Consider the following 21,937-nt stretch of genomic DNA (forward strand, 5'->3'; position numbering starts at 1 on the left):
GCTATTTTTCCCGTTATGGAAAAAGTCTTAACATTTAGAAATGCTATTTCTCACAGTACCACTGAACTGACGCACTATTTAGATTTGTATGGAGATGCTTAAGGGTCATTTTTATGGTTGGTGATGTCGCTTTTTTTTCCCGCGAGCAGCAGCCAAAGCCCCGATCCCCATCATCGTGCCGAACACTGTGACAGGTTCGGGTGCCAACTCGGCCGACACGGTGAAGTCTTGGAAGTCTCGGTCATTTGCTCCTCCGGCATCGTCGAAGGAGACTCTTGTACCCCGAACCAGTTGGGCCATTGTGACTGATGAAAATTGCTCTGGGCCTTTACCGCCGTTGACGTTTGTAAATGAGTCGGTGGAGTTGTAGTCTAGCTTAAAGTCCCCAAATACCGCTTGCTGACATCCGGCGACGAGACAGTCATCTCTGCGGAACTGGTTGTTGGCGGCAAACCATTCGGGGCTATTCATGAAGGTGCTGCTGGAGGCGTACTGCTCGAATTGCTTGCCGGTGCCTGCGTCGCTCCACAGCAGCAGGGCATAAGTTTGATTCTGCAAAAATGTGAAGGTTTGGGTGATGGATTTGTTGTCTGAAGTGACTGCGTTGCCGAAACTTCCTTTCCATTCGTCGGCTGCGCCGTTATCTGAGGGCTTGATCTCCTGAAACAGTGGTGGCAAGATGTTGCCATAGCTAGAGCCCTTATCGTCTAACTGATATTTTGCCACCAATAAGCTGGACTGGTAACTGCCGTGAGATTGCTCGAAGGTAAAATTTATACTCGTATCTTTATCGAACTGGATGCCGCTGGTACCGAACATGAAAGCTCGCACGGGCGTGCAAATGCTCAGCAAGATTGTGGTTGCCAAGCTGGCAACTGTAAAAGATGTTTTTTTGACTAGCGTTAAAGTAGTCATAACCCTGATTCCTCCAGTATTGTTAGTTAGTAATGCGGAAAATGCCATGTTGCCGAGATAGAAATGGACGATCGCGACGATCGCGATATTTAGTACGAGCGTCAAAGTTGCAAAAGAGACTCTACACCAATAACTCTACATACGGATATCACTTAGGTCAGTCATGACAGTAAATTGAGTGCTTGTTGTTTTTTGAGATTTCACAGACACCACACTGCCACACTTTAATCTGTAACAGCAAGATATTTACCCAGATTAGACTTCCAAGCTACTACATTTATTTGTGTCCTTAACGGTCTCTAGTTGACTGCAAGACTTGCAAATATTAGCTTTCATCAAAAATATAAAAAATTTTTTTTAAAGTTTTATAAAGTTTTGATAAAGATTATCAAATAAATATAAATTTTCTGATAAGATTTGGGCTGCTGAGTCAGTTTCTACTGACAGTGAGGTGCAAGCTGCTTACCTGGCTTCGAGTGTGCGGTGGCGATCGCGAGCTAGAGATATCTCAATACGGTTCACTTAAGATAATCCGAACAAAGGAACTAAGCAAACAAGAGTGTCTATTTTTCATCGGTTTTCCGTGCTGTCATCTCTTAAGTCAACCGTATTGAGAGATAAAGCGAGTTTTTTTCCACTATAGTCAACCTGTATAACAGGCGATTTGTAACCATTTGAGATGTGAGATTAAAGAAGTCAAGAATTAGAAATGACTGATTATATACAGCAGATTCCAGATTTATTCGGTATATTCCCGAGTAGGGACAAGGCTGAGCCTTAGTCCCTACCTCTTCTGTGTACCTCACATACCTTACAAGTGATCTAATGGTTTGCAGATTGCTGAGAGCGAGTTTCTTTTTTTTAACTGGTATAACGCACTTTTGACTTATACCGATCGCGAATAAGTCTGGCTACAATTGTTATTAATATTAGATAAATTACCTTTCATTTACACGAACCATCGCCCGACAGGGCAATCCGGTTTCCCTGTCGGGCGATCGCCTCTAATTTCATCAGCATAAATATTTGCCGTAAATAGTATAATATTCTAGGTTGTTCAACGCCTAAGCGTTGCGATCGAACGCCCTATTCTCGTCACCACTCCCGGACGCATAAACCAGGTTTATTAACTAACATAATTGACTTAGGAAGTATCGGAGACTGGAAACGAGAAACTGGCGCTGCATTGCTGGCGCGATCCTGAATACAGTAGGCACAGGGGATTGCCGCGTCCGAAGCCCGAGCATCTGCACTGCAAACAGGTGTAAATATAGACTTTCTTCAGCTTATCATGTATTTTTTTATTATATAAAAAATACGGCGATCCTATTGACAGGAGAAATTTTTATGAGTAAAAATTGGAACAGATAAATACGATCGCACTTTAAGCAAAATCTTTAAACACAATGACAGCCAACAAACTACCTTTGCTCGGATGGTTATTCATAGTTGGCTGGCTGAATGCAGCAGCCTCAGCTTCCGCGCAACCCATCACCCCCGCACCAGACGGCACGAACACAGTTGTTACGCCCAACGGCAATCGCTACGACATTTCCGGGGGGTCTCTGGGCGGAGACAAGGCTAACCTGTTTCACAGTTTTACTCAGTTCGGCCTCAGTCAAGGTCAAACAGCCAACTTTTTAACCAATCCCAACATTCAAAATATTTTAGGACGGATTACTGGTGGAAATCCTTCTTTAATTAATGGCTTAATTCAAGTCACGGGCGGCAATTCCAACCTGTTTTTGATGAATCCATCGGGGATAATTTTCGGGCCGAATGCCAGTCTCAACGTGCCTGGTTCTTTTAATGCGACTGCGGCGACAGGGATCGGTTTTGGCAATAATCAGTGGTTTAGTGCGACGGGGAATAATAACTGGGCAACTTTAATCGGGAATCCGAACAGTTTTGCGTTTACCAATTTGCAAGCGGGAAGCATTGTTAATGCAGGGAATTTGACCGTGGCGCCCGGTCAAAGTTTAAGTTTGACTGGCGGCACGGTTGTCAATACCGGTCAGCTAAATGCGCCGGGAGGCAGTGTTCTGATCAGCGCTGTACCCGGTCAAAATTTGGTGCGGATTTCTCAAGCGGGAAATTTATTGAGTTTGGACGTTGTGCCGACAGCAACTCAAAGTTCGCTGCCGAATAATTGGACGCAGCCCGTGCTATCTTTACCGCAGTTGCTGACTGGAAAAGCTGTGGCGCAGGCAACGAATTTGACGGTAAATTCTAATGGCGATGTTGTGTTGACGGGGAATGCTGCTGTGCCGGTAGCTGCGGGAACTGCGATCGCCAGCGGCACTATCAACGTCTCGGGCAACACTGGCGGTAATGTTAACATATTGGGCGAGAAAGTAGGTGTTATTGCTGGCAACATCGATGCTTCGGGTACCAACGGTGGGGGGAATGTATTGATTGGTGGAGACTATCGCGGTTTGGGAAGTGTACCGAATGCTTTGCAGACTTTTGTCAGCGCAGACTCGACAATTAATGCTAATGCTATTACTAGCGGGAATGGCGGGCGAGTTATTGTTTGGGCTGATGACACTACTCGGTTTAATGGCAATATTACCGCCAGAGGTGGCTTGGTTTCGGGGAATGGCGGGTTTGTGGAGGTGTCGGGAAAGCAATCGCTAGATTTTCAAGGATTAGCGGATTTGCGATCGCCCTTGGGGATTGCTGGCACATTACTATTAGATCCGACTGATATTATTATTAGCACTGGTGCCGATGCAGGTGGCACTTTAGGAGAAGTATTTACGCCTTCGGCTGGCACTTCTACGATTAATAACGCGACGCTGCAAAATCAGCTAGGTTTGGGGAATGTGACTATTTCTACAGCGTCTACCTTGCCGAATCTCGGTGATATTACAGTCAACGCACCGATTGTTTGGAATAATAGTAAGTCGCTAACTTTGAATGCCAATAATAATATTACTCTTAATAAAGATATCACCACTCAGGGAGGCAACGTTACCCTGAATGCTGATGCCGATAATCTCAACGGTGGTAGTCTTAGCAACAATGCAGCGATTAATACAAACGGTGGCAATTTTACAGGTAGCGGTAGCGGGAATGCTACCAACCAAAATGGCATTGGTCTTCAAGGTGGCACAATTAATGTCGGTGGTGGGAACATTGACCTCAACGGTAGTGCAGGAAACACCGGAAGAACTGGTATTAGCATAGTTTCCTTTAGTGTTCAACCTAATTTAGTAACTACTGGAACGGGAAAGATTACCCTCACAGGTACTAGCGGTACCAGCCTCAATAGTTCGGGGATACTTTTGAGTAGCGGCCCTGTGATAAGTTCTGCCAATGGCGATATTACGCTGACTGGTAATGGCAGCGGGTCTGGATACGGCATTGAGATTAGCAGAAATGCCATGGTGGAATCAACAGGGACGGGACAAGTCCGCCTGACTGGTACGGGCGGCAACGGGACAAATAATAATATAGGGATATCTGTCGATCTCAACAGCACAGTTCGATCGCTCAATGGAGCTATCAGCCTCACAGGAACATGAGGTAGCGGTACTGGAACCAATAACAGCGGTATTGTCATTCAAGGTGCGTCATCAGTGGCATCAACTGGGAGCGGCACTATTACTTTCAAAGGTATCGCCGGTGCGGGCACAGACAACAACACCGGGATATTAGTTGATATAAACAGCAAAGTTACATCGCTGAATGGAACGATCAGCCTCACTGGGATAGGCGTCGGCACTGGAACAAAAAACTACGGTATTGGCATTCAAAATGTGTCATTAGTTGAATCAACAGGGAGCGGTACTATTACTTTCGTCGGTAACGCTGGTGCGGGTACAGACAACAACAGGGGGATATCGGTTGCTAACAGCACAGTTAAATCGCTCAATGGAAATATCACCATGACTGGCACAGGTGCGGGGACTGGAATCACCAAAACAAATTACGGCATTGCTCTTGACAGCAACGCGGCAGTAGAAGCGACTGCGGCAAATGTCGATATGACTGGTAAGGGGGTAGGCGGTGCGGATGCAATTAACCTGACAAATAGCTCGATTAACCTGACTCCTGGAAGTGGCAAGGATGTTACTTTGACGGGCGATGAAATTACACTGTTTGGTACGTCTAAAGTCAACGGCACTGGTACAATTCTGTTGCAACCTCTGACGCCGAATTTAGATATTAGCGTTGGTGGCATTGCCAATAATCCTAATGTTTTAAATCTCAGCACTGCTGAAATTACAAGTCCGGTTATAAATGGGTTTTCCCAAATGATTATCGGACGGGGGAACGGGGCGGGGACAATCGCAGTTGACCCGCTTGGTGTGACGTTCAATTACCCGATCGCTTTGGAAGCTCCAAACACCAGTGGGGCGATCGTTGTCAACGGCCCAATTACCGCCACAGGCAGCGCTACAGTGACGCTGAACGGAGTCACAAAACTGAATGCAAACATTACTACTCAAGACAAGAGTATCTCGTTTCTCAAGGATGTTTCTCTGGGCAATGATGTCACTCTCACCACCCAAAAAACTCTCAACGTCACCAGCGGTGGGAATATTACTTTTGGTGGCACCGTTGACGGCAACAATAAATTAACTATTAATGCTGGCACTAATACTATCAATTTTAACAAGGCTGTGGGTGGCACTACTCCTTTGGCTGAACTTGTGGTATATCAGGGTGCCAATATTACCAGCACTGGCGCTATAAATATTACAACTAAAGGTAATATTGCCTTGGACAGTATTAAAACGTCTGGAGGGGCGATCGCGCTTACCAGCATGACCGGCGATATTAGAACGTTCGGAAACATTGACCCAACTTCGATCGGTACTGCTCCTGGTGCAAATATCACCCTCAAAGCTGGCAACATAGTTGATGTATTCGGCGGACTAAATGCCGGTCAGGGAGATATTAGTTTGACAGGAATGGACGTTAACTTTCCGCTTGCTAATACTGTTAAAGGTACGGGGACTTTTTCTCTGCTTCCGTTGAATCAAAATGGCAATATTATTTTCAAAGTTGGATATATTGCCCCTGCCAATACTATTTCTCTGGGGACGGCATTTCAACAATCCATGCAAGATGGATTTAAGTCGATCGCGATCGGCAGGCCAGACGGCACTGGTACCATTACCTTTGACAGCGCTCATTTTTTCCTAGATCCGGTGACTATTCAATCTCCCAAAGGTGCGATCGTCATCAATCAACCACTCACCGGCACTGATAATGCTTCGATCGTTTTTGACGGCCCAACAACACTCAATAAAAACGTTACTACCAGCGGTCAAAATATCACTTTCCAAAGTCCTGTACTTGTCGAAAATAATGCTGCTGTCAGCACAGGTAAAGGTGCAGGAAATATTCTGTTTAACAACACAGTCAACGGCGCAGCGACGGGAACTAAAGACTTGAGTTTAACGGCAGGTACGGGCAATATTACATTTACGGGCGCTGTTGGGGCGACAAGTGCGATCGGCAATTTAACCGCTAACTCTACGGGAACAACTGCATTCAATCAAACAGTCAATGCCGCGAGTTTGACGACAGATGTGGGCGGCAAAACTACACTCAATGGCAATGTGACAACCACGGGAAGTCAAACCTACGGAGATGCAGTTACAATTACCAACATAAATCCGGTTCTCACAGGTACAGGCATTACTTTTAACAATACTGTGAACGCCAGTAACAGCGGCAGCGCTTTGACTGTGGATGGGGGTACTGGTGATGTTACGTTCAATGGTGCGATCGGCAGCAGCAACAATTCGATCGGCAATTTAACCGCTAACTCTACAGCAACAACTGCATTCAATCAAGCAGTCAATGCCGCGAGTGTGACGACAGATGCGGGCGGCACTACTCAAATCAAGGCAAATGTCACGACAACCGGCTCTCAAACCTACGCAGATGCTGTGACGATTGCCAACAATCCGATTCTCGCAGGTAGTGACGTTACTTTCAACAATGTAGATGGTAGCAGCGATTTGACGGTGAAGGCGAGTAGCGGGAATATTACATTTGGGGGTGCAGTTGGGACGGGAAGTGCGATCGGCAATTTAACCGCTAACTCTACAGGAATAACTGCATTTAATAAAACAGTCAATGCCGGGAGTGTGACAACAGATGCGGGCGGCACTACTCAAATCAAGGCAAATATCACGACAACGGGCTCTCAAACCTACGGAGATGCTGTGACGATTGCCAACAATCCGATTCTTGCAGGCAAAGATATTACTTTTAACAATAAAGTAGATGTGGCTGGCAATCTGGGCATTGCTGGTGATAATGTCGATATAAAAGGAACTGTAACAACCACCAATAAGGGCACGCTGACAATTACTAATCAGGTTAATCTCAATATTGACAAAAACCTGAACTTAGACGGTGCATTTACGCAAAAAGGCGCGGGAACTGTGGCGCTTAGCGGAAATATCGCCACAACTAATGATGACATTAGGTTTAGCGGCCCAGTGACATTAAAAGCTCCTGTAACTTTTACACTGGGAGATGCAACTATTGCTTTCGGTTCGAGTTTAGCGGCAGGAACTAACTCGCTGAGTTTAACAGCAGGTGAAATTGATTTTTCCGGGAACGTTTCTGGTACTGGGGCGCTGACGCTGCAACCCGCAACAGCAGGACAAAATATTGCAATTGGCGGTATCGCTAACAATACTCCAGCTTTGGATTTGACGGCATCGGAAATTGGTTTGATTCAAAATGGATTTAGCTCGATTGTTCTTGGGCGATCGGATGGCACGGCCAACGTTAGTATTCCCAACAATGTCCTATTTTTAGACCCCGTAACGATTCAAGGGGGAACTGGCGCGATCGCAGTTAATGGCACTCTGACAGGCAATGACAACAGCAGCATTGCTCTCAATGCTTCTACAATCAATTTGAATTCTGGCATCAATACCAATAAAAATGCGATCGCCCTTAACGGCAATGTCAAACTCGGCAACGATATCACTCTCAGTAGCGGCGGCGGAGATATTAGCATAGTTGGTGCGATCGATGGCACTCGTTTGTTAAACTTAAATGCTGGTGCAGGCAATGTGCTGGTGCAAGGAAATATCGGAGGCACAGCACCGCTTTCTGTTTTGAATGTTACGGGAACCAAGGCGGAATTTACTAGCGGTAATATTGCCAGCAATTCTGGTTTTAATATTTCTGCTGCCAATACTAGCTTGGGTGGCAATGTTACTACGAATCAGGGCAATATCAATATTAACGGTACTCTCGGGCTGACGAAAGATGTCCTGTTGATCACTGCTGGGGGGAATATTGCGTTGTCCGGTGCGATCGACAGCATCGGTGCGGCCCGCAGCCTAAATCTGGATGCAGGTAGCGGCAGCATCACTTTCAATGGAGCAGTGGGCGCCACCAGTAAGTTAGGAAATATTTTGATTAAAAATGCTGGCAATGTGATACAAAAAGCGACAATTAATGCCCAACAATTGACAGCACAGAATACGAAAAAAGTCGAGTTTTCGGAAGATGTAACCGCCAGCAAAGTCAATATTAATGCCAGCGGCGATATCGCAGTTAAAAACGTTACTACTAATGGTGGAGAAATTCTGTTTAACAGCGGTAACGTTTTCACAGCAGGTAATTTGAATACATCGGGAAGTATTGGCGCTAACATCACTGTCAAGGCGATAACTTCAATTACAGCCGGACAAATTAACTCCAGCGGTACAGTGGGTAAAGCCGGTAATGTGTTATTAGATCCGATCGGCGATATTCAAGTCGAGTCGATTAACGCCCAAGGCGGTACTGGCGGCACTGGTGCCGATGTCTCTATTTCGACGGGGAACTTTTTCCGCGCTACGGGTGGTTTTTCCACGCCACTTTCCCCGGGATTTACTAGCATTTCTACTGCTGGCGGTACGGGTGGTGGCCAAATTACGATCGCGCACGCTGGAGGAGATAAAGCAGCACCGATTCAACCGTTTGTTGTTGGAAATGCGACTACTAACGGTACGGCGGGTGCAATTAACACGGGACAATCTAGCATTACGTCGCAGTCGTTTCCGCGTTCTAGTAGTGTGGGTAATATTGCATTTTCGACTGATGATGCGATCGATCCAATTCCAACTCCAACTCCAACTCCGAGTACAACTCCAACTCCAACTCCGAGTACAACTCCAACTCCAACTCCGAGTACAACTCCCCAAATAAATCAGCCGACAATTCCGCAAATCAATCAGCCAACAATTCCGCAAATCAATCAGCCAACAATTCCGCAAATCAATCAGCCAACAATTCCGCAAATCAATCAGCCAACAATTCCGCAAATCAATCAGCCAACAATTCCGCAAATCAATCAGCCGACAATTCCCCAAATCAATCAGCCGACAATTACCCAAATAAATCAGCCGACAATTCCGCAAATCAATCAGCCGACAATTCCGCAAATCAATCAGCCGACAATTCCGCAAATAAATCAGCCAACAATTCCGCAAATAAATCAGCCGACAACAGGGGAAATCAATCCACAAATAAGGCAAATAATTGGGCAGATTATTGAGCCGAGTGCGCCGCAGGAGTCATTACCAATAACTTCGATCGACTCCTTAGCAAACCCATTATCGCCCAGGACGATCGACTCCTTAGCAAACCCATTGTCGCCCAGGACGATCGCGCCCACAGCAACACCAGCCACACCAACAACAGCAGCAACAGCCTCAACCCCCGATCCAGAAGACTTTCAACGCCGCCGCCAAATTTCACCGCTGGACACTCCCGGTGCTGCTGCGGGTCAAATTTTAAGACTGGATTCAAGTATCACCAGTAAGTTACCCCCCAGCCAACAGCCAACACCTCCCAACGAAACAACGCCATCGCTGAAGCCTACTTCTAATTTAGCGTTGGGATATGTTCCATCTCCTGATCGACTTTTTGAAGGTAACGACATCCAGAAAACAATCTGGGGAATCGAACAAACCAGGAATCAAGAATTTGGCGAATACCTGGGGGTAAAAGCCAACCTCCCAGACCCAAAAATTATGATTGCGACATTCCAACAAACATTAAGAAATATCGAACAGCAAACCGGCAAGCGCTCTGCTATCATCTACATAGTCTCGCGAATCGATCGATTAGAACTCATTTTAGTTCCTCCTGTGGGGCGGCCGATTCACTACAGCGTTCCCGAAGCCAACAGAGCAGCTCTTTTCCCCGTCGTCAAGGAGTTGCGCGATGAAATCACCAATCCCGCCAAACGCGGTACTAGCAATTATCTAGCCTCTGCCCAGCAACTGTATAAATGGGCGATCGCACCGCTAGAAAAAGACTTGCAAAACTTAGGAATTGAGACTTTGTTGCTGTCAGTCGATCCGGGATTGCGGAGTATGCCCTTTGCCGCTTTGCACGATGGTAAAGGCTTCTTGATTGAAAAATACAGTTTCAGCCTAATTCCGAGTTTCAGCCTGACTAATAACGATTATAAGCCAGTTAGAGACGCCACAGTCCTAGCAATGGGACGGTCAGAATTTGTGGACAACAAACCCTTGTTCAGCGTGCCGATCGAATTAGAGGCAATTGCTGCCGAGTGGCACGGGCCATCTTTCCTCAATTCAAACTTCACCTTAGAGAATCTCAACTCAGAACACACAAAGCGAGGGTTTCGCATCGTGCACCTAGCCACTCACGCTCACTTCAAAGCGGGCTCGCCGAGCAATTCTTACATTCAAATGTGGAATTCCAAATTGCAGCTCGATCGCATGGAGAGTTTAAATTGGCGCGATCCGCAGGTAGACTTATTAGTGTTGAGTGCTTGTCAAACAGCTTTGGGCGATCGGGAATCAGAGTTAGGTTTTGGAGGTTTAGCGGTAAAATCCGGCGCCAAATCTGCCTTAGGGAGTTTGTGGTATGTTGACGATGGAGGCACTTTAGGGCTGATGAGCGAATTTTATCACCAGCTTCGAGGAGCAGCCACCAAGGCACAAACTCTGCAACTTACTCAACAGGCGATGATTGCTCGTAAAGTTCGGATTGAAAACCGACAGTTAGTAACAACAAGCGGCAAGTTAAATTTACCTGCTCAAATACAAGAACCAAACCAAAATTTTGCTCATCCTTACTACTGGAGCGGTTTCACGCTCATCGGAAGTCCTTGGTAAGTTGCTATGTTGTAGATTGCCTTACCTAAAATCCAGCATTTCAGGTTCGTAGCGAGGACTTCAGTCCGCAAAAAATGCCGATATGAAATCCAGCATTCCAGGTTCGTAGTGAGGACTTCAGTCCGCAAAATTTTATGAGGACTCAAGTCCTCACTACCAACAGTTATTATGTATAAAATCAATTGATTTGTAAATATTAGATACAACCCCACAGATGAATCTGGGGGCTTGAACAAAAGTCCAAACTTTTTGTATCACGGCGACTATGAAGCTCTGCTTCGAGTCAAAAATTATCTCAAACCAGCAGCAGCTCTGGGCCCAAGCTGTTTCAAATTAGGCGCGGCAGTTCCATAATTGACGCGACAACCGATATTTAACAAACTAGAACTGCATTCGAGAGGGACAATTTGCTGGTCGAGGAGAGCGCTGCAACTTACATACTCGTCGTCATTAGTATCTCTTACCATACATTCGATCGCTCTAGCGCCCGATCGAGCCGACCAACTGTTCATACCTACAACTGCAATGATGTGCTGCCAGAAAAACGACAACACTAAGACGCCCAATAGCACAGTAACTCCCAATCCGGCTTTCACCTTCCAACTGTTCAGGATGTTTCCCAAGCTAAGTTTTACGTTTTCCGTCCAAGAAATAGAGCTTTCAGAAGTTGTTTCTGGAGCCGACAAATTTGTTTGTGTTTGTTCTGGAATTTCCGACATCACGTATCTCCTCTGATTGCTAAGATTTGGTTGGGCTGGCACTTGCGATCGCGCGCAACTGCAAACCCTATCAAATTTTAGCAAAACTAGCCTCTACCGACAACCAATTCTGGTACTCCGGCGAGGGAAGTATGTATATTGACGAAATGCGCTCCCATAGCTGCAAGCTTCGCTAACGCCATTTATCTGCCTTTTGAGGTATTGCGGAATTTGCAATCGGATATTTTGCACCTAGGCACTAACGTTGTTGCTGATATCTTTTGAAAATGGCTGAATGAATCAGCTTTTTTTGAACCGCAGAGGCCGCAGAGGCCGCAGAGAAAGAGCAAGGAGAGATGTATTGACTTTTCCCAATCATTTATAATTTCAATAGCAGTTCCAATAACTCAGCTTCCGAAAGTATTTCAATTCCCAAAGATTGAGCTTTTTCCAACTTTGAACCGGCATCTTCTCCCACAATCACATAATCAGTTTTAGCACTAACAGAATTAGTGACTTTCCCTCCAGCTTGTTGAATCAAATCTTTAGCTTCATCTCGTTTGAGAGTAGGCAAAGTCCCAGTTAGAACAAAGGTTTTGCCTGCAAATTGTAAATCTTGGTCTCCTAAATTCAGACTTTTTACTTCTGAGTGCAATTGCAATCCCGTAATTTTCAACCGTGCAATTAAACTTTGATTTGCTGGAACTCTAAACCACTGATAAACCGATTGAGCAATTTCCGGGCCGATGCCATAAACGCCCTCAATTGCAGCCGCCGATACCGTTGCTAAGTCTTCCACATTTGTGAACCTTTCTGTCAGCAATTGCGCGTTGACTGTGCCGACATGGCGGATTCCTAAGCCGTAAAGTACCCGCGAATAAGGTTTATTTTTCGATTGGGCGATCGCACTGACCAACTTTTCTGCTAACTTGTTACCCATGCGTTCCAAACCCATCAACCTGTCAGCAGTCAAATCGAACAAATCCGCCGCCGAATGCACCAGATTGCTATCAACCATCTGCTGCACCAACTTTTCCCCAACACCGTTAATATCGAGAGCATCCCGGCTGCAAAAATGAATCAGAGAACCCCTCAAAATCGCCGGACAAGACGTGTTGATGCAGCGAGTCACGGCCTCCCCTTTTTCGCGAACCACAGGCTGGGCGCATTCGGGACAGCAGTTAGGCATTTGGAAAATTTGAGCATTTTGCGGGCGAAGTTCCGGCAAAACTCGCACAACTTCTGGTATGATTTCCCCAGCTTTTCTGACAATCACAGTATCGCCGATGTGGAGGTTGAGTTCGGAAAGTCGATCGCTGTTGTGGAGAGAAGCCCGCGAAACCGTGGTTCCAGCCAACTGCACCGGCTTGAGTTCCGCTACAGGAGTCAAGGCGCCGGTTCTCCCGACTTGCACGGTGATTGCTTCTACAATTGTAGGGACTTCCGCCGCCGGATACTTAAGGGCGATCGCCCAACGCGGAAACCTCTGAGTAAAACCCAACTGTCGCTGTAGCAAAACCGAATTTATCTTAACAACAACCCCATCAGTCATATAAGGTAAATTACGCCGTTCAGTATCCCAATATTCGTAATAATCCCGCACCTCATCCAACGAACAGCAAATTTTGCGATTGGGATTCACCTTAAACCCCATTCGGCGCAAAAATTCCAACGATTCCCACTGGGTTTGCTCCTCATTAGCCTCATCTAAATGCAGAGTATAAGCAAAGAAATCCAACCGTCGCTTGTCCACAATTTTAGAATCCAACTGTCGTAGCGTACCCGCCGCCGCATTGCGAGGATTAGCAAACAATTGTTCCCCCGCTTTTTCCCGCTCGCGATTAATTTCCTCAAACACAGCCAAAGACAAAAAAGCCTCTCCCCGCACTTCCACCACCGGCGGTGGATTTTCTAAATTCAGCTTGAGAGGAATCGAACGAATAGTCTTGACATTTTGAGTAATATCCTCTCCCGCAATCCCGTCTCCCCGCGTCGCACCGCGAACTAAAACCCCATTTTCATAGGTTAAAGCTAAAGCAGAACCGTCAATTTTTAACTCACAAACATAGGAAACCCCCCCCGGCCCCCCCTTGCTAAGGGGGGGAGTAATTTCTGGCTTTTCGTTGTTGCTAATGGGTGAAATTCCATCTTGTCCCCCCCCTTGGTAAGGGGGGGTTAGGGGGGGTAAAATTCCATCAAGAGCGGGTGAAATTCCATCTTGTTCCCCCCCTTGGCAAGGGGGGGTTAGGGGGGGTGAAATTCCATCTTGTCCCCCCCCTTGAACGGAGGTGGTTAGGGGGGGTGAAATTCCATCAAGAGCGGGTGAAATTCCATCTTGTTCCCCCCCTTGGCAAGGGGGGGTTAGGGGGGGTAAAATTCCATCAAGAGCGGGTGAAATTGCATCTTTTTCCCCCCCTTGAACGGAGGTAGTTAAGGGGGGTGCATATCGCCGCCAGCGTTCCTGCCATTTAGCAAATTCCTCAAGATTAAAAGCATTTTCCAAACTGTAGAGAGGAATATTGTGCTTGACACTAAAAAATTGAGTAGCGGGCTTTTCTCCCACGCGCTGAGTAGGACTTTCCGCAGTAACTAACTCAGGATAATCGGATTCTAATTCTTGCAACTGGCGATAAAGTCGATCGTACACCTCATCAGCCATAATCGGCGCATCCAGAATATAATAAGCATAGCTAGCTTCCTGTAGCTGCTGCCTCAACTGTTGAATTTGCTGCTGAATCTCTGCTACCATATCAATTTGAGATTTTAAGTTTTAAATTTTAGGTTTTCAATCTCGATTTTAGCTCAAAAAAAAGAGCCAGCAACTAGAAAATAATAAAATCTCTTGATTGTGACTCGCGTTTATAGCTGAATTTTACGGGCAAATTACTCACAAATTCAGGTCGGCAAACTCGCTAAATTTTTTGCTATCCCCGGATATAGCAGGTTGCAGGTTATCAGCATCTTTGTCGCCGTTCGAGTTGCCGTTCGCGCGGGATTTGATGAATTCTTGAGCGTTGGGCTTGGTGAAAGCAAGCGGTTCAGCGTGTTCTACCTGAAACACGTTAGCGTAAAGGTTAGCAATAATTTGTTTGCCTCCTTGGGTCAATTCCAAGTAGTTCAAAGCTGCCGGAATGTATGGAAAAACTCCGTTCCAATAAAATTTGGCGTAATTTTGTCGCAAATCTCCCGGAGACTGATAGCCCAATATTTTATTAGTGCCGACTTCCTCAAATTCGTAGAACAGCGCACTGATTTTGCGGAGGTAATTGGGGTCGCTCAACTGACCGATCAAATCTGCTGCTCTAGCCAATCCAGAATAATTATTTCTGTCTTGATGGGTTTCGCTAGCAGGAACTGGAAAGCGTGTCAGTTCAATATTGCGCTTGATTTGTTCGGCATCAATTAATGTGTGGCCGCCGAAGCGTTCGTCAATTACGAGTTTTCCTCGATCGACGTGATAAGGAGTTAAACTGGCAGAAGTGGCGCCGATCGGCACAGAAACCATGCCCCCATCAATACCCGTAGCGTAGAGTCCCACAGCTTCTTGGTCTTGGCGGCAAACACCTTTCACGTAGCCGATATCGTGGCACAGCAGCGAAATCAGGTAGTGCAGCCAATCTTCTGGAGACACTCCACCTTCGCGAATATGCTTGCCCCGGAGAATTTCTTGTCCCACCAAGGCCACCAGCATCGTGTGTTCCACATTGTGGTAAAGAGCATCGCAGTTAGCGATATTTTCCAGAGCCATTGTCCCCGCCCAAGCGATAATTTCAGGGTAATCAGGCTTGTACTTGCCATAGGTGCGACGGTAGCCGGCCTGGAGCTCTTGCACAAAAGCGTCAATCAGGATAGCAGTTGCGTTGAACATGATTAATTATCTCACTCTGACTGTAGTTACAAACTCGATCGCAAATATCTTGGATAGCTGAAAAAATCATCAATGGGCGTGACCGTAGTTTGACCCATCACTCAAAGACGGATACAATTGCCCGCCGTTATGAGTATGGCTCTCCCTCAATTTTAGACGAAGGTTCAAGCTTTCAGATTCATCTGCCAAGCATTTCTCAAATCTAAAAAATGGAAAAATGGAAAATCGACTGACCCCTCGGCGTTGAATTTTAAAGTTCAGCTAGTTTTGTCCGGTCATAAAATTGCTTTTTTGGCTATGCTTCCCACCATAACCTAATTTCCGAATCAAAAGAGCGATTTTTTTGGTATTAAATATTGGTGAAACAATTTACTTGGTTTCACCGACTTAATTAATTACAAGTCCTAGGTGTGAAAGTTATGAACTGTCTGTTTCCGAGTCTCTTCACTGTTGCGCTTCGCACTCGGCGGTCGATCGCCCCAAAATACCTAGGATTGTTTGCCTTCGCCGCTGTTTGCAGCGCTGCACCTGCTTTGGGAGCAGAAAAAATTTATATCACTTACGGGCCGCTAGAAGTATCAGTGCCGATCGCATCCTTGGAACTCTTCGCCAAAGAAGGTAAAGTAGACACGAACTTGGACGGCTTCGCTCAGTACGCGAAAAAAGCACAGCTAGCTGAGATTCGCAGCGCCCTGCAAGCGAGAGCTGAAATCAGCCCCGTGACGATCGCCCAATTCCTCTACACGCCTCAAGGAGAAGTGCTGCTGGAACGCTTGGGGCGAGTAATTCAAACCAAAGCTCGGCAGCCCGGATTTTATGCGATCCGCGCCGCTTTAATTTTAGCAGCCTCAGATCCAGAAGGGCTGACAATTCTCAACGTGCTGCAAAAATTCCCCACTTACGGCATCAGAATTGACATCTCCCGCGGCTTGGGTATCGCCAGCGAGCTGACATCGCTGATCAACCGTTCCAACCGGGCGATCGCCGGAGTTGCCCAATTGTCGGAAGCACAAGCTGCCTCCGAACCGCCGGTACAGCCCGCCGAAATGCTAGAGATCCAGCTCCCGGGCTCCTATGCTTGGAAAAAATCATCGGTAACTCTGACGAGTCCAAATCGCGATCGTACATTTGATATTGACATCTACCTGCCGCTCAAAAGTCCGCAACCGGCGCCAGTCGTAGTAATTTCCCACGGTTTAGGTTCCGATCGGATTTCCTACGAGTATTTAGCCAAACACCTAGCCTCCTACGGTTTTGCCGTCGCTGTCCCCGAACACCCCGGCAGCAACGCCCAACAAATCCAAGACCTAGTAACAGGCAGAGCCAGCGAAGTATCAGAACCAGCAGAATTTGTCAACCGCCCCCTCGACATCAAAGACTTGCTCGATTATTTAACCAAACTTTCGACAACCAATCCGGCCTACCGAGGGCAGCTCGACTTGCAGCGAGTCGGCATCATCGGCCAGTCTTTCGGCGGCTATACAGCCTTAACGTTAGCCGGGGCGGGGATTAACTTTGCACAGCTAGACAAAGACTGCAAGCTGGAAAACGAAACTTGGAACATCTCGCTGCTGTTGCAGTGTCGCGCCCGCAGCCTAGAGCGCAACCAGTACAATTTCGGCGATCCGCGCATCAAAGCTGCGATCGCCATCAACCCGATCGTCAGCAGCATTCTGGGAGAAACAAATCTCAGCCAAATCCAAATCCCAGTCATGGTAATCGCAGGCACCGCCGATACCGTCGCCCCCGCTTTGCTGGAACAAATTCAACCCTTCACGTGGCTGACATCGCCCAACAAATATCTGGTACTGATGAAGAACGGCACTCACTTTTCCACGATCGACCAATCGCCTCAAAGCGTCTTTGTGCCACCAGCAGAGGCGATCGGCCCCGAACCAGCTTTAGCCCGCCGCTACCTAAACGGACTCAGCCTAGCTTTCATGGAAAGCTATTTGAACAACAAATCAAATTTCCGCCCCTATTTAGAGCCGAACTACGCTCTGGGAATCTCCCGAAACACTCTGGGACTGAGAATTTTGCGATCGCTCACCTCGCAGCAACTGCAACAGTTCAGCAGTGCTCCACCTCCTCGCACTCCGGCTCCTCCACTGCCGATCGAGCCACTGACTCCCACTTCCCCACCTTCTCCTGTTCCGGTTCCCCGTTAAGGTTAAGCTGCGTGGCGGACTCGATGTGACGACTTTTTCCCCTCGGCACCACCCCCATCAGCTTTCCTGATGAGGCTCATCAGTTAAACTGTCGTTACACCCCTTTACAAACCTTAACGAGACAGTTAATAATAGAGACATCATCCGAACATTGAAAAACCAATAGCAATCATAAACACATGACAGCAACCTTACAACAGCCCGAAAGCGCTAATATCTGGTCGCAGTTTTGCAACTGGGTCACATCGACTGACAACCGCCTCTATGTAGGCTGGTTCGGCGTCTTGATGATTCCTACCTTGCTCACTGCCACAATCTGCTACGTCATCGCCTTCATCGGTGCCCCTCCCGTGGACATCGACGGCATCCGCGAACCAGTAGCTGGTTCCTTGATGTTCGGCAACAACATCATCACTGGTGCAGTTGTTCCTTCGTCAAACGCGATCGGCTTGCACTTCTACCCAATCTGGGAAGCTGCTTCCTTGGATGAGTGGTTGTACAACGGCGGCCCTTACCAACTGGTAATTTTTCACTTCCTGATCGGCATTTTTTGCTACATGGGTCGTGAATGGGAACTTAGCTACCGCTTAGGAATGCGTCCTTGGATCTGCGTAGCATACTCTGCACCAGTTGCAGCAGCCACCGCAGTATTCTTGATCTACCCTATCGGACAAGGTTCATTCTCAGACGGTATGCCCTTGGGTATCTCCGGTACATTCAACTTCATGATCGTGTTCCAAGCCGAGCACAACATCCTGATGCACCCCTTCCACATGTTGGGAGTAGCTGGTGTCTTCGGTGGTTCTTTGTTCTCCGCCATGCACGGTTCTTTAGTTACCTCTTCTTTGGTTCGTGAAACAACCGAAACCGAATCGCAAAACTACGGTTACAAATTCGGTCAAGAAGAAGAAACCTACAACATCGTTGCAGCCCACGGCTACTTCGGTCGTTTGATCTTCCAATACGCTTCATTCAACAACAGCCGTTCCTTGCACTTCTTGTTAGGCGCATGGCCAGTAGTTGGCATTTGGTTTACCGCTTTGGGTATTTCCACAATGGCATTCAACTTGAACGGTTTCAACTTCAACCAATCGATTATCGACTCACAAGGTCGCGTCATCAACACCTGGGCTGATGTTATCAACCGCGCTAACTTGGGTATGGAAGTAATGCACGAGCGCAACGCTCACAACTTCCCACTCGACTTGGCCGCTGGCGAAACAACTCCCGTGGCTTTGGTTGCTCCTTCCATCAACGGCTAAGTTTTAGTCCTCGATAGACAAAAAGCGCTCCTAGAAATAGGGGCGCTTTTTGTTTGGGAAAAATCCTGTGTTTGTATCAGGTTCGTAGTGAGGACTTTAGTCCTTTGATTTTGGTAATGACTGAAGTCCTCACAGGTTCGTAGTGATGAATGCGAGTCCTTTGATTTGCGTAATGACTCAAGTCATGACTACGAAGTAATTTGATTCTAGTTGTTGTGGCCTGTAGAATATAACAATTAACGACTAATAATTAAGTGGATGCAAATAAATTGCTCTACGGGGAGGGCTGCCGCTTCTTCTCAATATACTGCTGGTGGTAATCCTCTGCCATGTAAAATTCCACAGCGGGTTTGATTTCGGTGGCAATATCTTTGTCGTATTTACCGGAAATTTGCAATTTTTGTTTGGAGGCGCGGGCGGCTTTTTCTTGTTCGGAGTTGTGATAAAAAATGACCGACCTGTACTGTTCGCCTCTGTCGGGGCCTTGGCGATTGATTTGGGTTGGATCGTGGCAGTTCCAGAATATATCTAGCAGTGTTTCGTAGCTCACTTGCGATCGATCGTACTCCAAGAGCACTGCTTCGGCGTGACCGGTGACTCGGGCGCAGACATCCAGGTAGCAGGGATTGGGCCAGTGACCTCCTGTGTAGCCCGCAGCAGTCGAAACCACACCCACAACGGCGCGAAATTTGTGTTCGACTCCCCAAAAACAACCGGCGGCAAATGTAGCTTTTTCCATTGTGTTACTCATGCTATTGGGATAAAACTCGGCATTAGATGATGCTTGACCCCCCGCGCAAAAACGAGTACAAGCCTCTGACACCAGCCTCTGGGTCGATTCCAAAATTTTAGACTAAGACTTACTGCTCTGTGATTTACTGCGCTGCAACTAAATCTAAAATCTAAAATCTACTGACAAATTCCCATTAGCGTGCATTCCCAGACTAATCGCGGCTGTACGTAGTTTAGCAAATATTGGCGGGCTTTTTCTAAGGGATCTAAGGGCGATCGGGTAATTCGTCCTGCCAAGAATTGCTGCCAGTAACAGTGCTGTAAATAATCTATCAACCACAACTGAGATTCAGTATCTAAAGTTTTATCAATTTCCTTAGCCAATTCCAAAGCTGACCGCAGATTTTGAGGCAACTGCTTGACTTTTTGCAGCAAATCCTCGGGTATTGATTGCAGTTGCTGCCAAATAGCAATTGCTTCTCCAGGACTTCCCTGCGCCATACCTATTACCTCGGGATGGGATAAAATCTCGGCGAATCCCGCTTGCTCCAAAACTTGTGCCATTGCTTGGGGATTCAGCCTCGAAAACTGGATTTTTTGACAGCGGGAAATCAATGTGGGTAGCAAAGCTTCCACCGTCGGTGCAATTAAGATTAGGGCGGCTTTTCCCGGTTCTTCTAAAGTCTTCAACAAGCCGTTAGCGGCTCCCTCGCCCATTGTTTCTGCTTGTTCTAAAACTACGACGGAACGCCCTGCTTCTAGCGGTGGCCTGCTCAGAAATTCACCGATTTCTCGAATTTGTTCCAGGCGAATTTGGGGCGGTGCTTTCCGCTTTAAGCCTGCTTCTTCTGCTTCTTTTGGGGACAGCCGTTTGCCTTGGTTCATGTAGGTTGGTTCTACCCAGAGCAAGTCTGGATGGTTTCGCTGTCTGACGCGATTTTGCACGGAGTCTATCGATCGCCTTTCGGGAAGATTGACTGAGAATAAAAGTTCGATGAAACACTGTGCTGCTAAGCTTTTGCCGGTGCCGTTGGAGCCGACAAATAGATAACCCGGAGCAATTCGGTTGCGATCGACTGCTTGGGTTAGCAATTCTACTGCTCGATTTTGTCCGATTAATGATGTGAAATAATCCATGTTTGTGAAGGAAGAAGGAAGAAGGAAGAAGGAAGAGGGAAGAAGGAAGGAGGAAGGAGGAAGAAGGAAGAAGGAAGTTCGGTAACGGATTCGCTCCACGGGTGTAACGGATGGATGGAATAATTTTTTAGTTATTGTGGGGTGCAACAGTGGGCTGAATTTGATGACTATTGAGCGCAGAATTTTGCCCCCTGACGCACCCTACGGTTAGTTAGCTACTACAGTTAGTTAGCTACGAACGAAGAAACCGGGTTTTTCATCAAGATTGAGGATTTTAAGCAAATATTTCCTAAAAAAACCCGGTTTCTGGCCATCTATGTAAGCCTACTTTTCAGAATGGGTATTATTTAGATATCCCCAAGCTTTTAATTTGCGAGTTACGATAGCTTGAATTTCGTGAGCGATCGCATCTTCTGGGCGATCGCCATTTATCCGGACAATTCTAGATTTATTTGACTCGGCCAAGTCGGCAAAACCTTGCTGTACCCGCTTGTGAAACTGCAAATCTGCTTGCTCGATCCGATCGCGCTCTCCCCTCGCTCTTACCCTCGCCAAACCCGCCTCAACATTAATATCCAGCCACAAAGTTAGATCGCTTTCCAAGCCGCCTGTGGCAATTTCATTCAACTGCTTAATTAAATTTAAGTTAAGATTGCGGCCGTAGCCCTGATAAGCAATCGTAGAGTCTGTAAAGCGATCGCATAAAACAATCGTTCCTTTTGATAACTCGGGTTTAATAAAAATTTCGACGTGCTGAGCGCGATCGGCCGCGTACATGAGTAATTCTGCTCGGTCGGATACAGATTCACCCGGATCTTGTTTGAGTAACAAATGCCGCAGTCCTTTTCCCAACTCAGTACCCCCGGGTTCGCGAGTAGCCACCAACCGGACTTTCTGCGGATAACTTGATTGCAGCCTATGTATCAATCGCTGCATTTGAGTAGTTTTTCCCGCACCTTCTACCCCCTCAAATACGATAAGTTTGCCCTTCATTCCGTAACTTTCCACCTCAATGAAAATAAATATAAATCGTTCTGTC

General features: G+C 46.8%; 11 protein-coding genes. 4 read left to right on the top strand and 7 right to left on the bottom strand.

Annotated elements, in window-relative coordinates; translation table 11 throughout:
* Positions 1 to 111: 111 nt before the first annotated feature.
* Positions 112 to 915 (bottom strand): PEP-CTERM sorting domain-containing protein, encoded by an 804-nt coding sequence (locus QZW47_RS02645; RefSeq protein ID WP_293123461.1) that lies wholly within the window; start codon positions 913 to 915, stop codon positions 112 to 114.
* A gap of 1,406 nt (positions 916 to 2,321) precedes the next feature.
* Between QZW47_RS02645 and QZW47_RS02650 the strand changes: the two genes are divergently transcribed.
* Positions 2,322 to 4,442 (top strand): filamentous hemagglutinin N-terminal domain-containing protein, encoded by a 2,121-nt coding sequence (locus QZW47_RS02650; RefSeq protein WP_293123464.1) that lies wholly within the window; start codon positions 2,322 to 2,324, stop codon positions 4,440 to 4,442.
* A gap of 54 nt (positions 4,443 to 4,496) precedes the next feature.
* A complete protein-coding gene (locus tag QZW47_RS02655) occupies positions 4,497 to 11,033 on the top strand; it encodes a CHAT domain-containing protein (RefSeq protein ID WP_293123467.1) in 6,537 nt (2,178 codons plus the stop codon).
* A gap of 290 nt (positions 11,034 to 11,323) precedes the next feature.
* Here QZW47_RS02655 and QZW47_RS02660 read toward each other — a convergent pair whose 3' ends face one another.
* The 3 genes from QZW47_RS02660 to QZW47_RS02670 all read right to left on the bottom strand — a co-directional run bounded on the left by QZW47_RS02660 (position 11,324) and on the right by QZW47_RS02670 (position 15,599).
* A complete protein-coding gene (locus tag QZW47_RS02660) occupies positions 11,324 to 11,794 on the bottom strand; it encodes a hypothetical protein (protein WP_293123470.1) in 471 nt (156 codons plus the stop codon).
* A 316-nt stretch (positions 11,795 to 12,110) separates the two neighbouring features.
* On the bottom strand, positions 12,111 to 14,480 hold the full coding sequence (ligA, locus tag QZW47_RS02665) for an NAD-dependent DNA ligase LigA (RefSeq protein ID WP_293123473.1): 2,370 nt from the start codon (positions 14,478 to 14,480) through the stop codon (positions 12,111 to 12,113).
* Positions 14,481 to 14,618: 138 nt separating this feature from the next.
* Positions 14,619 to 15,599 (bottom strand): Npun_R2479 family HD domain-containing metalloprotein, encoded by a 981-nt coding sequence (locus QZW47_RS02670; protein ID WP_293123476.1) that lies wholly within the window; start codon positions 15,597 to 15,599, stop codon positions 14,619 to 14,621.
* A gap of 419 nt (positions 15,600 to 16,018) precedes the next feature.
* Between QZW47_RS02670 and QZW47_RS02675 the strand changes: the two genes are divergently transcribed.
* A complete protein-coding gene (locus QZW47_RS02675; protein ID WP_293124382.1) occupies positions 16,019 to 17,767 on the top strand; it encodes an alpha/beta hydrolase in 1,749 nt (582 codons plus the stop codon).
* A gap of 179 nt (positions 17,768 to 17,946) precedes the next feature.
* Positions 17,947 to 19,029, top strand: a complete 1,083-nt coding sequence (gene psbA, locus QZW47_RS02680) for a photosystem II q(b) protein (protein ID WP_293123479.1) — start codon at positions 17,947 to 17,949, stop codon at positions 19,027 to 19,029.
* A 274-nt stretch (positions 19,030 to 19,303) separates the two neighbouring features.
* On the opposite strand, the gene msrA is transcribed toward psbA, so the two are convergent.
* The 3 genes from msrA to tmk form a co-directional block, all read right to left on the bottom strand.
* Positions 19,304 to 19,768, bottom strand: a complete 465-nt coding sequence (gene msrA, locus QZW47_RS02685) for a peptide-methionine (S)-S-oxide reductase MsrA (RefSeq protein ID WP_293124384.1) — start codon at positions 19,766 to 19,768, stop codon at positions 19,304 to 19,306.
* A 170-nt stretch (positions 19,769 to 19,938) separates the two neighbouring features.
* The gene (locus tag QZW47_RS02690; protein WP_293123482.1) at positions 19,939 to 20,898 is read right to left on the bottom strand and encodes a DNA polymerase III subunit delta'; all 960 of its coding nucleotides are present in this window, start codon (positions 20,896 to 20,898) and stop codon (positions 19,939 to 19,941) included.
* Between the two features lie 324 nt (positions 20,899 to 21,222).
* Positions 21,223 to 21,891, bottom strand: coding sequence for a dTMP kinase (gene tmk, locus QZW47_RS02695; protein ID WP_293123485.1), 669 nt, complete (start codon positions 21,889 to 21,891; stop codon positions 21,223 to 21,225).
* Positions 21,892 to 21,937 lie beyond the last annotated feature (46 nt).

This window comes from Microcoleus sp. bin38.metabat.b11b12b14.051, assembly GCF_013299165.1.
Lineage (GTDB): Bacteria > Cyanobacteriota > Cyanobacteriia > Cyanobacteriales > Microcoleaceae > Microcoleus.

What these genes read in the sequence shown, in the direction of transcription:
- QZW47_RS02645 (WP_293123461.1), bottom strand. Translation starts at nt 915, where the DNA reads ATGACTACTTTAACGCTAGTCAAAAAAACATCTTTTACAGTTGCCAGC.
- QZW47_RS02650 (WP_293123464.1), top strand. Translation starts at nt 2,322, where the DNA reads ATGACAGCCAACAAACTACCTTTGCTCGGATGGTTATTCATAGTTGGC.
- ligA (WP_293123473.1), bottom strand. Translation starts at nt 14,480, where the DNA reads ATGGTAGCAGAGATTCAGCAGCAAATTCAACAGTTGAGGCAGCAGCTA.
- QZW47_RS02670 (WP_293123476.1), bottom strand. Translation starts at nt 15,599, where the DNA reads ATGTTCAACGCAACTGCTATCCTGATTGACGCTTTTGTGCAAGAGCTC.
- QZW47_RS02675 (WP_293124382.1), top strand. Translation starts at nt 16,019, where the DNA reads ATGAACTGTCTGTTTCCGAGTCTCTTCACTGTTGCGCTTCGCACTCGG.
- psbA (WP_293123479.1), top strand. Translation starts at nt 17,947, where the DNA reads ATGACAGCAACCTTACAACAGCCCGAAAGCGCTAATATCTGGTCGCAG.
- msrA (WP_293124384.1), bottom strand. Translation starts at nt 19,768, where the DNA reads ATGGAAAAAGCTACATTTGCCGCCGGTTGTTTTTGGGGAGTCGAACAC.
- QZW47_RS02690 (WP_293123482.1), bottom strand. Translation starts at nt 20,898, where the DNA reads ATGGATTATTTCACATCATTAATCGGACAAAATCGAGCAGTAGAATTG.
- tmk (WP_293123485.1), bottom strand. Translation starts at nt 21,891, where the DNA reads ATGAAGGGCAAACTTATCGTATTTGAGGGGGTAGAAGGTGCGGGAAAA.